At 70.0% G+C, this 12,521-nt stretch carries 14 protein-coding genes and 1 pseudogene; 9 read left to right on the top strand and 6 right to left on the bottom strand.

The features are described from left to right. The first annotated feature begins 5 nt into the window (after positions 1 to 5). The 5 genes and pseudogenes from ABD207_RS11750 (at position 6) to ABD207_RS11730 (ending at position 3,962) form a co-directional block, all read left to right on the top strand. Positions 6 to 1,214 carry a pyridoxal phosphate-dependent aminotransferase gene (locus ABD207_RS11750; protein ID WP_344012264.1) on the top strand — a complete coding sequence of 403 codons (1,209 nt, stop codon included), beginning with the start codon at positions 6 to 8 and terminating at the stop codon, positions 1,212 to 1,214. A 207-nt stretch (positions 1,215 to 1,421) separates the two neighbouring features. Continuing rightward, positions 1,422 to 1,643: pseudogene (locus ABD207_RS11745) on the top strand (hypothetical protein); the annotation flags it as partial. 46 nt (positions 1,644 to 1,689) lie between these two features. After that, positions 1,690 to 1,857, top strand: coding sequence for a hypothetical protein (locus tag ABD207_RS11740; RefSeq protein ID WP_344012398.1), 168 nt, complete (start codon positions 1,690 to 1,692; stop codon positions 1,855 to 1,857). Between the two features lie 393 nt (positions 1,858 to 2,250). Continuing rightward, complete coding sequence (locus ABD207_RS11735; RefSeq protein ID WP_344012262.1) at positions 2,251 to 3,135, top strand: lysozyme; 885 nt, start codon at positions 2,251 to 2,253, stop codon at positions 3,133 to 3,135. A 185-nt stretch (positions 3,136 to 3,320) separates the two neighbouring features. Next, positions 3,321 to 3,962 carry a peptidoglycan recognition protein family protein gene (locus ABD207_RS11730; protein ID WP_344012383.1) on the top strand — a complete coding sequence of 214 codons (642 nt, stop codon included), beginning with the start codon at positions 3,321 to 3,323 and terminating at the stop codon, positions 3,960 to 3,962. A gap of 470 nt (positions 3,963 to 4,432) precedes the next feature. Here the strand turns inward: ABD207_RS11730 and ABD207_RS11720 are convergent, their stop codons facing one another. Then, positions 4,433 to 4,981 (bottom strand): TlpA family protein disulfide reductase, encoded by a 549-nt coding sequence (locus ABD207_RS11720; protein ID WP_344012261.1) that lies wholly within the window; start codon positions 4,979 to 4,981, stop codon positions 4,433 to 4,435. 109 nt (positions 4,982 to 5,090) lie between these two features. Continuing rightward, positions 5,091 to 5,600: an RICIN domain-containing protein gene (locus ABD207_RS11715; RefSeq protein ID WP_344012259.1), complete on the bottom strand. Its 510-nt coding sequence runs from the start codon at positions 5,598 to 5,600 to the stop codon at positions 5,091 to 5,093. A 205-nt stretch (positions 5,601 to 5,805) separates the two neighbouring features. On the opposite strand from ABD207_RS11715, the gene ABD207_RS11710 reads away from it, so the two are divergent. Further along, entirely contained in the window at positions 5,806 to 6,288 is a 483-nt protein-coding gene (locus ABD207_RS11710; RefSeq protein ID WP_344012257.1) for a DUF3515 family protein, read from the top strand. Positions 6,289 to 6,412: 124 nt separating this feature from the next. On the opposite strand, the gene ABD207_RS11705 is transcribed toward ABD207_RS11710, so the two are convergent. The 3 genes from ABD207_RS11705 to ABD207_RS11695 form a co-directional block, all read right to left on the bottom strand. Beyond that, positions 6,413 to 6,757 carry a LuxR C-terminal-related transcriptional regulator gene (locus ABD207_RS11705; protein WP_344012255.1) on the bottom strand — a complete coding sequence of 115 codons (345 nt, stop codon included), beginning with the start codon at positions 6,755 to 6,757 and terminating at the stop codon, positions 6,413 to 6,415. A 152-nt stretch (positions 6,758 to 6,909) separates the two neighbouring features. Next, positions 6,910 to 8,079 carry a hypothetical protein gene (locus ABD207_RS11700; protein ID WP_344012254.1) on the bottom strand — a complete coding sequence of 390 codons (1,170 nt, stop codon included), beginning with the start codon at positions 8,077 to 8,079 and terminating at the stop codon, positions 6,910 to 6,912. Between the two features lie 505 nt (positions 8,080 to 8,584). After that, the gene (locus ABD207_RS11695; RefSeq protein WP_344012253.1) at positions 8,585 to 8,845 is read right to left on the bottom strand and encodes a hypothetical protein; all 261 of its coding nucleotides are present in this window, start codon (positions 8,843 to 8,845) and stop codon (positions 8,585 to 8,587) included. A gap of 246 nt (positions 8,846 to 9,091) precedes the next feature. Here ABD207_RS11695 and ABD207_RS11690 point away from each other — a divergent pair, with 246 nt between their 5' ends. The 3 genes from ABD207_RS11690 to ABD207_RS11680 are packed head-to-tail and all read left to right on the top strand — an operon-like array spanning position 9,092 to position 10,864. After that, complete coding sequence (locus ABD207_RS11690) at positions 9,092 to 9,721, top strand: hypothetical protein (RefSeq protein ID WP_344012252.1); 630 nt, start codon at positions 9,092 to 9,094, stop codon at positions 9,719 to 9,721. A gap of 58 nt (positions 9,722 to 9,779) precedes the next feature. After that, entirely contained in the window at positions 9,780 to 10,202 is a 423-nt protein-coding gene (locus ABD207_RS11685) for an acyl-CoA thioesterase (protein WP_344012250.1), read from the top strand. Positions 10,203 to 10,252: 50 nt separating this feature from the next. Beyond that, positions 10,253 to 10,864 carry an exonuclease gene (locus ABD207_RS11680; protein WP_344012249.1) on the top strand — a complete coding sequence of 204 codons (612 nt, stop codon included), beginning with the start codon at positions 10,253 to 10,255 and terminating at the stop codon, positions 10,862 to 10,864. Here ABD207_RS11680 and ABD207_RS11675 read toward each other — a convergent pair. Next, positions 10,827 to 12,284 carry a nucleobase:cation symporter-2 family protein gene (locus ABD207_RS11675; protein WP_344012247.1) on the bottom strand — a complete coding sequence of 486 codons (1,458 nt, stop codon included), beginning with the start codon at positions 12,282 to 12,284 and terminating at the stop codon, positions 10,827 to 10,829. The genes ABD207_RS11680 and ABD207_RS11675 overlap by 38 nt on opposite strands. Positions 12,285 to 12,521 lie beyond the last annotated feature (237 nt).

Below are 12,521 nucleotides of genomic sequence, written 5' to 3'. Positions count from 1 at the left end.
GGCGCATGGAGTTCCGGCAGTCGAGCAAGCTCAACGAGGTCTGTTACGAGATCCGCGGCCCGGTGATCGAGCAGGCCGACGCGCTGGAGGAGGCGGGGCACCATGTGCTGCGGCTGAACACCGGCAATCCGGCGCTGTTCGGCTTCGAGGCGCCGGAGGAGATCGTCCAGGACATGATCCGGATGCTGCCGCAGGCGCACGGCTACACCGACTCCCGCGGCATCCTCTCCGCCCGCAGGGCCGTCGCCCAGCGCTACCAGACCCTGGGCCTGGAGGTCGGCGTCGACGACGTCTACCTCGGCAACGGCGTGTCGGAGCTGGTGTCGATGGCCGTGCAGGCGCTGCTGGAGGACGGCGACGAAGTCCTCATCCCGGCCCCCGACTTCCCGCTCTGGACGGCGGTGACCACCCTGGCGGGCGGCAAGGCCGTGCACTACCTGTGCGACGAGCAGTCCGACTGGTACCCGGACCTCGCCGACATGGAGTCGAAGATCACCGACCGCACCAAGGCGGTCGTCATCATCAACCCCAACAACCCCACGGGCGCCGTCTACCCGAAGGAGATCGTCGAGGGCATCCTCGACCTCGCCCGCCGCCACGGCCTGATGGTCTTCGCCGACGAGATCTACGACCAGATCCTCTACGACGACGCCGTCCACCACTCGGCCGCCGCCCTCGCCCCCGACCTGGTGGTCCTCACCTTCTGCGGCCTGTCGAAGACCTACCGGGTGGCCGGCTTCCGCTCGGGCTGGCTGGTCGTCACCGGCCCGAAGCAGCACGCCAAGGACTACCTGGAGGGCCTGACCATGCTGGCCTCCATGCGTCTGTGCGCCAACGCGCCCGCCCAGTACGCCATCCAGGCGGCCCTCGGCGGCCGCCAGTCCATCCGCGAGCTGACCGCCCCGGGCGGCAGGCTGCGCGAACAGCGGGACGTGGCCTGGCAGAAGCTGAACGAGATCCCGGGCGTGACCTGCGTCAAGCCCAAGGGCGCCCTGTACGCGTTCCCCCGCCTGGACCCCAAGGTCCACAAGATCCACGACGACGAGAAGTTCGTCCTGGACCTGCTGCTGCGGGAGAAGATCCAGGTGGTCCAGGGCACCGGCTTCAACTGGCCGACCCCCGACCACTTCCGCATCCTGACCCTCCCGCACGCGGAGGACCTGGAGGCGGCGATCGGCCGCATCGGCCGCTTCCTGAGCGGCTACCGGCAGTAGGCCCCGGCCCGGGGTCTGGGGTCTGGGGTCTGGGGTCTGGGGTCTGGGGTCCGGGGTCCGGGGTCCGGGGTCCGGGGTCCGGGGTCCGGGGTCCGGGGTCCGGGGTCCGGGGTCCGGGGTCCGGGGTCCGAAACCCAGGGCCCGGGGTCCGAAGCCCGGTGCCAGGGGTCCGAAGCCCGGGGAACCAGCGGCTGGGCGCCGGTCCCGATGGTTCATGAGACACGAGACCGGACGGCGAACGGCTGCGTGACCGTCCTGTGGGCCGCGGTCGGCGCCGCCACCGCCTCGCTCGCCTGGGCACCGGAGGCACGCCTCAACGTCCACGGCGGCTTCGAGGGCCTGCGCCGCGACCTGAGCGTCCTCTACATCGACCTCCCGCTCATCGCCCTGGGCGGCGCCCTGCTCCCCCGCACCGTCCGGCTCCTCACCCGTCCTCGACCAGGCACTGCGCAGGGAGGACGAGCGGCCCACGCGTGTGCAGCTGCTGCGCCTCCTGGTGCTGCGTGCGGATGCGGCCAGGCGCCTCGGCGACGAGGAGACCGCGACATCCGCACTCACCAAGGCCGCCGCGATCCAGCTCACCGCCGAGGAACGGGACTCGGTCCACGACGACCTTGTGCGCCTTGCAGAGCTGCGGAGCTAAGGGGCAGTCAGCAGTCGGCGCGAAGCCGTGACTCAGCCGGATCGGTGATGGTCCGTCAGCGACGACTGGGCGACGCCGCCGTGAAAAACCTCCCCCCGACTGCTTCCTGACACTCCGCCGCCCCCCGATACCGCGGCTCACCCTCCCGACCACCGCTGCCGACGCGTGTTCAAAGCGCTCGAGACGTGCGATTCCATTTTCATCCGATGAAGTTTTCGCACGCTCAAATCACAAGTTTCCAGGCCCTCCGCTCTTACAGTGGACCAGACCACCAGAGAAGGTTGTAAGCCCTTTACACACGGAGAATCTACGTGCGTAACTGATGACGCGCGCACGTCAAGAAACGTCGACGTCACCTCCAGTTCCGTACCCCACCCGTATCCGGAGGCAGACATGTTCGCGTTCCGTTCCCTGCTCAGGCGTCCCGCCAGACGCACGGCCACCGCGGCCGGAGTCCTCGGCGCGGCCCTCACCCTCCTGGCCGGCACGGCCGGCAGCTCCGTCGCGGCACCGCCGCCCGACCCGGACCGCGTCCGCGTCACCCCCGGCCAGGCCTACATGGGCGTCGGCATCAAGGTGCACCAGGGCGTCCCGGCCGCCCAGGACTCCCTCGGCGCCCTCGCCCCCACCGACGGCGTCCAGGGCATCGACGTCTCGCACTGGCAGGGCGCCGTCAACTGGACCTCCGTGCGCAACGCCGGCATCCAGTTCGCCTGGATCAAGGCGACCGAGGGCACCAGCTACAAGGACAGCGGCTTCAACACCAACTACCCGGCCGCGCACGCAGCCGGAGTCATCCGCGGCGCCTACCACTTCGCCCGGCCCGACGTCTCCAGCGGCGCCGTCCAGGCGAACTACTTCGCGTCAAACGGCGGCGCGTGGTCGCGCGACAACCTCACCCTCCCGGGTGTCCTGGACATCGAGCACAACCCGTACGGGGCGATGTGCTACGGCCTGTCCACCACCCAGATGCGCACCTGGATCAACGACTTCTACACCACCTACAAGGCACGGACCACCCGTGACGTGGTGATCTACACGACCGCGAGCTGGTGGAACACCTGCACCGGCAACTGGACCGGCATGTCCGCCAAGAGCCCGCTGTGGGTGGCGCACTGGACCTCGGCCTCCTCGCCGACCCTCCCCGTCGGCTTCCCGACCTGGACCGTGTGGCAGTACACCAGCACCGGCTCGGTCTCCGGAGTGTCCGGGAACGTCGACCGCAACAAGTTCAACGGCTCGCGCGACCGGCTGCTGGCGCTGGCCAACAACACGTAGGCCGGCACCTCGCACCAGCCGCTCGTGGCAGGACGGCACCCGCCCGCCCCTCCTCTCCTCACTCCCCTCCCCCCACTTCCCGAGGAGTGTTCGTGACCCCAGCGACCCCACCGAATCAGGCCGCCCCAGCAAACCCGGACAGCCCCGGCGGCACGTTCAAGCCGACCGGCTTCCGCCGCCGCAGGCTGCTGCGCACCGGTGCGGCCTCAGTCGCCGGTCTGGCCGCCGCCCTGCTGCCGGGCACGGCCCGCGCGCAGGGCACCGGGGGCGGCGCGGGTGCCGTCCAGCCGGACATCGACAGCACCCGCACCTGGGGCGCCCGCGCCCCGCAGGGCACCATCACAGTGCTGCGCTACCGGCCGACCGGCATCGTCGTCCACCACACGGCGAGCACCAACTCCACCGACTTCTCCCGCGCCCAGGCGCACGCCCACGCCCGCTGGGTGCAGGATCTGCACCTGGACAAGAACGGCTGGGCCGACACCGGCTACCACTTCCTGGTCAGCCGGGGCGGCTGGATCACCGAGGGGCGGCACGGCAGCCTCTCGGCCCTGACCGGCGGAAGCAGCTTCGTGCTCGGCGCGCACACCTCCGGTCAGAACGACCGCACCCTCGGCATCGCCAACGAGGGCTCCTACCACGCGGGCGCACTGCCGCCCGACGCCCAGTGGGACGTGCTGGTCACCCTGTGCGCGTACGTCTGCACCCAGTACGGGATCGCCCCGGTGCAGATCACCGGCCACAAGGACCACGGCACCACCCTCTGCCCGGGCGTGTACCACGACATGCTGCCCCGGCTGCGCGAGGAGGTGGCTGCAGCCCTGTAGTCAGCGCCCGACGTCACGTACCGCACCACAGCACCACAGCACCACAGCGCCACAGCAGGACAGCGCCACAGCAGGACAGCAGCACACGATTCGCGGGAGCGGCCCGGCGCCGATGGGTGCCGGGCCGCTCCCTGCGTACGAGACCTGGGCCGGTCCGGCGCGTACGAGATCTGACTCAACCCGTGCTTCGCCTCGCCCCTCCGGGACGCCGGCCACGACGTCTCCGACTACTCCACCGTCGCCCCCCGCTACGGAACCAACTTCCGCGTCGACATAGCCGCCTCCCTGGTCAAGGACGACCCCGGCCACGCCGAGTCGCTACCGCGGCACCTGCCCGGTGGATGCCTTCCCGCCCAATGCCTCCGGCCTGTCCCCGCGCCTCGGCCCGCATGGGCAACTCCCTGGACAGCTCCAGCGGGAACACGGGCTTCAGGGTGGTGCGGCGTCCGCGGGAAGGCTGAGCAGGCGCCCTACGGCAGCAACGGTGCGACGACCCGTTTCAGCTCCTTCTCGCCGATCGCCCCGATCCGTGCCGCCGCGATCCGGCCCTCCGGGTCGACGACGAGCGTGAACGGATACGCGGTGAGATTCACCATGCCCTTCGGCAGGCGCAGCAGCTGACGCCCCTTCGGGTCGTGCAGGCTCGGATACGCGAGCTTCGCCTCCTTCTCGAAGGCGCGGGCGTCGGCGAGCGAGGTGTCGGCGTTCACCCCCACGACCCGCAGGCCCCTGCCGTACAGCTCCTTGTGCACCCGCGAGAGACCGGGGGCCTCCGCACGGCACGGCCCGCACCAGGACGCCCAGGCGTTGACCACCACGACCTTGCCGCGCAGTCCTTCGATGCTCACCCTGCCGCCGTCCACGGTCTCCCCCGACAGCTCCGGCATCGCGACCCGCTTCGCGGGCGCGTACTGCTTCAGCGGGGAGACCGCGGGTGCGTCCGCCCCGGGCGCGGGAGCGGGTGCCGAGCAGGCCGCCAGCCCAGCGAGCAGAAGGCCGACGGTGGTTGCGGCTCGCATGCTCTTCATGCTGGTCAGCATCGCATCCCTGTCAGCGCGTCACGCCCCCGGGGAGGGGCAGTGCCACTGGCTGTGGCCTCCCCCTCCCGGCGTTCGGCTCCCCGTCGGCTCAGGACAGGCCCCACTCCTGGCGGACACGCGCCTTGTCGGACCCACCGCTCTTCTCCAGGTAGGGGTGCGAACCGGCCTTCGTCGAGTTCGAGGCGATGACCTTCCCATTCGCCTTGCTGTAGATCTTCGAACCGCCCAGCACCCACTGGTGGCTCTTCTTGCCGGAGCTGCACGTGTACTGCACCAGGCGGTTCTTGGCCCCCACGGCCAGGCACTTCCCCGACTTGTCGTTCTTGATGGTGAACACCGAGCTGTTCTTGGAGAGCCGCTTCAGAGTCCAGCGCTGCGTCTTGTCGCTCTTGGCGCACTTACCGAGAACCAGCCGCGCGTTGTTCTTCTTGCTGCCGCCCATCGACAGGCACTTGCCGGGCGCCCAGACGCGCTCGAGACGCGTGTGCGCGTACGGATCCTTCTTCGCCGGGGCGGCCGCATGCGCAGGCGCGGACAGGACCGTCATCGAGCCCGCGGCTATCGCGACCATGGCCAACGACCCGACTGCTTTACGCATCAATTACTCCCTCATGGAATGACCGGAAAGACGACCGTCGCACTCGAAGCTAGATTCGAACTCCCCGTCCCACCAGGTCTGTTGGGGAGGTGACCAAAAGGTCATTGCCCGAGGGGGCAAGGGGCCCGGCCGGTGTACGGCCGGCAGTGGTGCATGCAATAGCGTGGCATCCGACCACTGCCACCACTCGCCGGGAAACGGACCGTTGAGCATCCCCAGAAAACGCACGACCCTGCCCCTGGCAGCCGCGGCCCTTGCCGTCGTCGCGGCGCTCGCTTTCATCGCGACGAAGGACCCTCACTACGACATTCGGCCGGGCGCCAGGGCCCAGAACGCCCACTGCGCCCGTATGGTCGAGGAGGCCCCGGACCGACTGGCCGGAAAACCGCATCACAGCACGGGCATACCCGGTGTGGTCGTCTGGGGGGACAGCGAGATCGTCCTGCGCTGCGGTGTGCCGGAACTCGGCCCCACCACCGACCCGTGTTTCGCCGCCGACGGAGTCGACTGGGTGCTGGACGACAGAAGGAGCACCGAGGGCGAGAAGGTGATCACCACCTACGGCCGCAGTCCGGCCACGGAGGTCACCTTCACGGGGTCGATGAGCGCTCCCGATGCCGCACTCATCGAACTGTCGGCGCTCGTCGCGCCGATCAAGCAGACGGCACAGTGCATCCAGCCGGACTGAACCGACGGGCGCACCCGCCCAACTTGTCTTTCGGTGCAGGGGACTTGGGCTTCACGGACCATGGGTGCGGGCGCCCGTGCGGCCTTGCGCCCGCACTGGTCGAGTGCGGGCGCAAGGCCCTCGGTCATGCGGCTGTGGGCCGGCGCCGGCCGGATCCACCGGCAAGGTGCCGCGTGCATGAGTCGTCCGAGCACAGCACGTCATGGGCGAGTGCGGACACGATCGCGGCCTGCGTTCGTGTTTCCTGGCCGGTCTTTCCCACGATGTTCGCGATGTGCGCCTTCACCGTCCGTTCGGCGATGCCCAGTCGGCGTGCCAGCTCCCGGTTGCCCAGGCCTGTGCCCAGCAGGAGGAGGACTTCCCTCTCCCGGTCGGTGAGACTCTCCAGCCGCCACACCCCGAAACCGGGATCATGTCCCGTACGCAGGTACGGACACGGCGCAACTCCCCCATCGGACCGCTTGGTCATGGTGGTCCCTCCTGATCGCGGTTCCTCTCCAGCAGACCCCCGTGGTCTGGTGGCACCAGCGATCAAGACCTAACCTAGCCGCCCGCTCTGACAGGAGCACGCCGGTATCCGGGCGCCAGGCCTGTGCGACCAGGCCTGTGCGACCGCGTGACTCAGAACTTGCCGTAACGGCCCGTCAGATCGGCCTCGGGGCAGGCTATCGAACCGACGAGGCACTTGGGGTCGGCGTACTTCCGCGTGTAGACGTTGGTCACCTTGCCGCCGTCGTAGATGTAGATGTGGTGATTGGGCATCAGGCGGTGCTTGCCCGAGCGGATGGTGTAGTTGCCGCTCTTGGTGAGATTCATCGTCAGGGCCCCGTCGATGGCGCCCTTGACACCGCCGAGGCCCTTGCAGAACGGGTTGGTGGCGTGCAGATTCATCCGGACATCGACGTAGTTGGAGCCGGATCCGAGCTTCTTGACCGACATGTGCTTGGTGGTGGCCGTCTTGGTGGCGACCTTCTTGCCGGTCTTCTTCACATACACGTTGGTCGGGTTGATGTGCTTGTTGCCCTGCACCTTCTTCGTCTTCCAGGTGATGGTGGCGTGCAGGGCCGTGCGGTACTTGTCCGACTTCCAGTCGAACTTGCTCCGCCCGTCGCCACCGAACTGGAAGTTGCGGCCGTAGTCACAGCCGGCGAGGGGAGCGTCGATGCGCTTCTGCGGGATGAAAGCGATCCAGGAGAGGGTGGAGGTCTTGGCGACGCCTGCAGCGGCGGCCCGGGAGACCGCGTGCTCACGCAGAGCACTGGCCGACCCGGCGGCCGGGACGGAAACGTTCATGCCCCACAGCCTCGCTCCCGGGGCTCCGTTCTCCGGCAGTTCCGGCGCGACCTGGTAGTGGTAGTCCGCGCCCGCTACCACGTCCGTGTCGCGGAAGGACTCCTGCCCGGCGGCCAGGCGGGCGATCTCCTTGCCGTCCCGGGTCACCACATAGCGGGCGTCCGGCGCGTACGCCTTCCACGACAGCTCCACGAAGGAGCTGCCGGCTGCGGCGACGATCCCCTCGCGCGCCGAGGACCGGTCGACGACGGCGGTCTCTCCCGAGTCCGCCCGCATCACGCCGAACCCCTGCGCCGCCAGCATCTTGCCCTGGGCGCTGCTCTTGCCGAAGCCGGTCACGTCCTTCAGTCCGCCGGCAGACACGGTGGACAGGGAGAACGCGGCGGTGCCGGGCCGGGGGTCGGGGTGAGGTGCGGCAGCCGCGTGGACTCCGCCCGCGAGAAGGGTGAGCGGCGCCAGGGACAGGGCTGCCGTCCTGGCGGAACGAGAAAGGTGCATGGGTTGTCCTTCCGTACTCTGCGTGCCACTGCTGATCCGATGGGCGCGGGCGGTTCCCGCACCTCCCTGCCAGGGGCTCCCGGCCTCACCGCTCCGGTCCGCGTGGCCGAGGGGCATCCGCCGTTGCTGTGCGGCAGGCGAAGGCACGCCCGGTCGGCGCGGATGAAAGGGCTGAACGCACAGCGCGCTGCCGAGGGATCGTGTCCGGGCAGGCGCGCGGCGTCGGACGAGGGTGGAGTGAGGCCTACGGCATCAACGGCCGTGCGAAGTGGCTGACCGCCACGGCTTCTGTCTGGCAGAGGTCATGCCAACGACCCTAGGAAGGACGGGGATTGCGGCGTAAGTGTCTCCTTGGGCAGTGCCCTGTCGGGCAGTGCCTCAAAGGGCAGGGCATTGTCAGGGACATGACACTTCCGACCCCTTCAGGGGGTTCCCGATGCCAGAGCGCAAGGCACGAGCCGCCGCGACCGACGGCGGCGAGACTCAGACGGTCACAGAATCAGAATCAGGCAGTCACGAACGCAGTGGCGACGATCGGGTAGAGCACGCTCAGGGACCCCAGGACGAGGCCGGTGAAGCACTGCCGCCGGTTGAGCTTCCGCCCCAGGCCGAGCAGAGCGAAGGTGACTGCGAGGCTGCCGAACAAGAGCGGGAACGCGATCCCGATGAAGCCGGCGAACACCGCGGTGAGCAGCGCGAGGACACCGAGAACGAGTGATACGGGCCCGTAGAGAGTCGCAGGGCTGTCTGCGGATCCGGTGGCCATGGCGAACTCCTCGCTGTGCTGTGTCGGCCTTCCGACGTGCAGGTATGCGAACCCTGCGCATCCATCATGGCACGGCCCGGTCACGCACCCGGCCCCCTCGGCTGCGGCCGGGCGTCCATGAGATCAAGCTCACCCGCGCGCCGGTCACCGCACGCCGGAGCGGGCCGGACTGTCGGTGCCCCGTCGTAGGCTTCGAGCTGGTGGGGCTCGCTTCCGGGTGCCGTCGGGAGAGGGAAGGAGCATGCCGTGTCGCGACCGCCGACCGCCGCGCAGCGGCGTGTGATCGAGAGTGCCGATCCGGTCACCGGGCGGCTGAAGGGCACCGAGGCGCAGCTGGCGGCGCTGGTCCGCAGCGGGCTGGCGTTCCGGCATCCGCGCCCGCCGCACGACCACTTCCTGACACCGGCCGGGCACCGGATCCGGGAGAAGGAGTCCGAGCCGGCGCCCGCGTCCGAGCCGCCCGCTTCCTCCGGCGGGGTGTTCACCGCGCGGGTCGGAGGTGAGGAGGCGGCTCCCGAGTCCGGGCCGGCGCGGCGGCGGGAGGTGCACAGCGCCTGGCAGGGGATGCTGGAGCTGCGGCGCATGACCCACCCCGACGGTGCCACGGACCGGCCCTGCCCGTGGGAGCGCACGCATCTGGTGCAGGCCGCCGCGCTGGCGCTGGAGGCGGCCGGGCACCGCCCGGCCGGGCCGGAGGGTGACGGCTACCGGGTGCGGGAGACGCCGCAGCCGGAGGCGGTCGCGGTGTACGCGCCCGATGGTGCCGAGCTGAGCGCCTGCGCGGCGACGCTGGAGCGGGCCGGCTGGCAGGCCGGGGAGTACACCGAGCCGAGGACGCGGGTGCGGTATGTGCTGGCCTCGCCGCGTCGTGTCTGAGGCGCCGTGTCAGGATCGTCGGACAGGTCAGTCGATCACAGCAGCGTGAGGGGACGCCGTGAGCAAACCGTTTACCGTCCGGGTGACCGTGCGGGGTTACGAGACCGATGTGCAGGGCCACCTCAACCAGGCCGTGTATCTCAACTACGCGGAGCACGCCCGCTGGTCGCTGCTCCAGGAGGCGGGGATCACCCAGGCGGGGCTGCAGGCGCACGGGGTGGGGCCGGTCGCGCTGGAGACGACGATCCGGTTCCGCAGGGAGCTGCTCGCCGGTGACGAGGTCGATGTGAGCTGCGTGTTCACCTGGGGCGGCGGCAAGACGTTCGGCATCGAGCAGGCCGTCACCAGGACGGACGGCACGGTGGCGGCCGAGATCACCGCGGTCGGCGGGCTGCTGGACCTCAAGGAGCGCAGGCTGGTGGCGGAGCCCGACAAGGTGTTCCGGGAGCTGGCCAAGGACCCGGCGCTGTTCGGGCTGTAGCGCGAAACGCGGGTGCGGTGGGGCCTCGCCGCCTGGAATGCTTTGCTGTCATGGCCCCACGACGCCTCAGACCGAGCCTGTACATCTCCGTGGACATCGAGGCCGACGGGCCGATCCCCGGTCCGTACTCGATGCTGAGCCTCGGGGCGGCCGTCGCCGGGGTGCACAGTGCCGACGGGTTCGCCGCGGCCGATCCCGGGGAGCGGACGTTCTACCGGGAACTGAAGCCGATCAGCGGCGAGTTCGTGCCGGAGGCGCTGGCGGTCAGCGGGCTGGACCGCGACCGGCTCGGCACCGAGGGTGCCGAGCCGGGCCGGGCGATGAGCGAGTTCACCGCGTGGGTGCGCGAGTGCGCCGCGGAGGCGGGCGCGCAGCCGGTGATGTGCGGTTACCCCGCCTCCTACGACTGGACGTTCCTGTACTGGTATCTGATCCGGTTCACCGGGGCCAGCCCCTTCGGGCACTCGGGATGCCTGGACATGAAGACCCTGTACGCCGCCCGGGCGGGGCTGCCGCTGAGGGCGGTGGTCAAGGGGACGATGCCGCGGGAGCTGCTGTCGCGGCGCCGGCACACGCACCATGCGCTGGACGACGCCATCGAGCAGGCGGAGCTGCTGGCGAACCTCATGGCGTGGTCCGGGCCGTCTTCGGCGAGCCGGTGATCTCCTCCTCCGTCTCCGTGGAATGGGCTTCCGTCTCCGTGGAATGAGCGTCCGTCTCCGTGGGACGGCTGACGTCCGTCTCCATGGGATGGGTGACCTCGGCGGCGTCGCTGCGGCCGTTGCCGATGTGGTTGAAGACGAAGTTCAGCAGGACGGCGACCACGCAGCCCGTGGAGATGCCGGAGTCGAGGACGATGCGGGCCGTCTCCGGGAAGGCGTGGTAGAACTGCGGCGCGCTGATCGGGATGATGCCGACGGCGAGCGAGACGGCCACGATCAGGACGTTGTTGTCCTTCTCCAGGCCCGCGCGGACCAGGGTCTGGATCCCGCTGGCGGCGACCGAGCCGAACAGGACCACGCCGGCGCCGCCCAGGACCGGGCGCGGCACAACCGCGATCAGGGAGGCGGCCATGGGGCACAGGCCCATCAGGACGAGGAAGCCGCCGCCGGTGGCCACCACATAGCGGCTGCGGATCCTGGTCATCGCCACCAGGCCGATGTTCTGGGCGAAGGCGCTGCACATGAAGCCGTTGAACACCGGGGCGAGGGCGGAGCCGAGGGTGTCGGCGCGCAGGCCGGCCGCGATGGTCTTCTCGTCGGCGGGGCGCTCGACGATCTCGCCCAGGGCGAGCATGTCGGCGGTGGACTCGGTCATGGAGACGACCATCACCACGCACAGCGAGACGATCGCGGCGAGCTGGAACTGCGGGGCGCCGAAGTGGAACGGGGTGGGGAAGCCGACGACGGCCGACTCGGCGACCGGGGAGAAGTCGGTGACGCCGAACGGGATGGCGACGAGGGTGCCGGCCACCAGGCCGAGCAGTACGGCGATCTGCTTGACGAAGCCCCGGGTGAAGCGGCGCAGCACCAGCACGATGACGAGGGTGACGGCGGCCAGGGTGAGGTTGGTGGCGGAGCCGAAGTCGTCGGCGGAGGGGTCGGGTCCCTGCGCCCAGCCGAAGGCGACGGGCAGCAGGGATATGCCGATCAGGGTGATGACGGTGCCGGTGACGACCGGCGGGAAGAAGCGGACCGCCTTGCTGAAGAAGGGCGCCGCGAGGAAGCCGAGGAGTCCGGCGACGATGACCGCGCCGAAGATGATCGGCAGGGCGTCGTCCTTGTCGGGGGTGGCGGCGACGACGGCGGTCATGGGGGCGACACCGGCGAAGGTGACGCCGTTGACGAAGGGCAGCCGGGCACCGATCTTCCAGATGCCGATGGTCTGCAGCAGGGTGGCGAGGCCCGCGGTGAACAGGCAGGCGCCGGTGAGAAAGGTCAGGTCGGTGGCGGACAGGCCTATGGCCGCGCCGACGATCAGGGGCGGGGCGACGACTCCCGCGTACATGGCGGCCACATGCTGCAGGCCGGTGGTCGCCATCTTGAGTGGTGGAAGCGTTTCGTCTACGGGGTGGTCGGCCACTGCGGCTCTCCTCCGGTCGGGTGCGCGTCGGCTCTGACGCGGGTTTCAGGGAGGTGGTGCGGGGCTTGCGTGGGGTGCCTCCCGCTCGGGCGGGGCCGAGCGTCGGGGAGGGACCAGGAGGACGGAGTGGGCCGCATCCGGTTCCCGTATGGGTTGCATCTGGGTGCCCCGGGTGCGGGGTGACCGTTCCGGGACGCGCGCGCTCGATCACACGCGCGTCCCGGAGACGGCCGGCGC

Origin of the sequence: Streptomyces thermospinosisporus, from assembly GCF_039526425.1 — a bacterium.
GTDB lineage: Bacteria > Actinomycetota > Actinomycetes > Streptomycetales > Streptomycetaceae > Streptomyces > Streptomyces thermocarboxydovorans.
This window is presented reverse-complemented; position numbering and strand designations above follow the sequence as displayed.

What these genes read in the sequence shown, in the direction of transcription:
- ABD207_RS11720 (WP_344012261.1), bottom strand. Translation starts at nt 4,981, where the DNA reads ATGCGAGCCGCAACCACCGTCGGCCTTCTGCTCGCTGGGCTGGCGGCC.
- ABD207_RS11695 (WP_344012253.1), bottom strand. Translation starts at nt 8,845, where the DNA reads ATGGCCACCGGATCCGCAGACAGCCCTGCGACTCTCTACGGGCCCGTA.
- ABD207_RS11750 (WP_344012264.1), top strand. Translation starts at nt 6, where the DNA reads ATGGAGTTCCGGCAGTCGAGCAAGCTCAACGAGGTCTGTTACGAGATC.
- ABD207_RS11700 (WP_344012254.1), bottom strand. Translation starts at nt 8,079, where the DNA reads ATGCACCTTTCTCGTTCCGCCAGGACGGCAGCCCTGTCCCTGGCGCCG.
- ABD207_RS11735 (WP_344012262.1), top strand. Translation starts at nt 2,251, where the DNA reads ATGTTCGCGTTCCGTTCCCTGCTCAGGCGTCCCGCCAGACGCACGGCC.
- ABD207_RS11705 (WP_344012255.1), bottom strand. Translation starts at nt 6,757, where the DNA reads ATGACCAAGCGGTCCGATGGGGGAGTTGCGCCGTGTCCGTACCTGCGT.
- ABD207_RS11680 (WP_344012249.1), top strand. Translation starts at nt 10,253, where the DNA reads ATGGCCCCACGACGCCTCAGACCGAGCCTGTACATCTCCGTGGACATC.
- ABD207_RS11715 (WP_344012259.1), bottom strand. Translation starts at nt 5,600, where the DNA reads ATGCGTAAAGCAGTCGGGTCGTTGGCCATGGTCGCGATAGCCGCGGGC.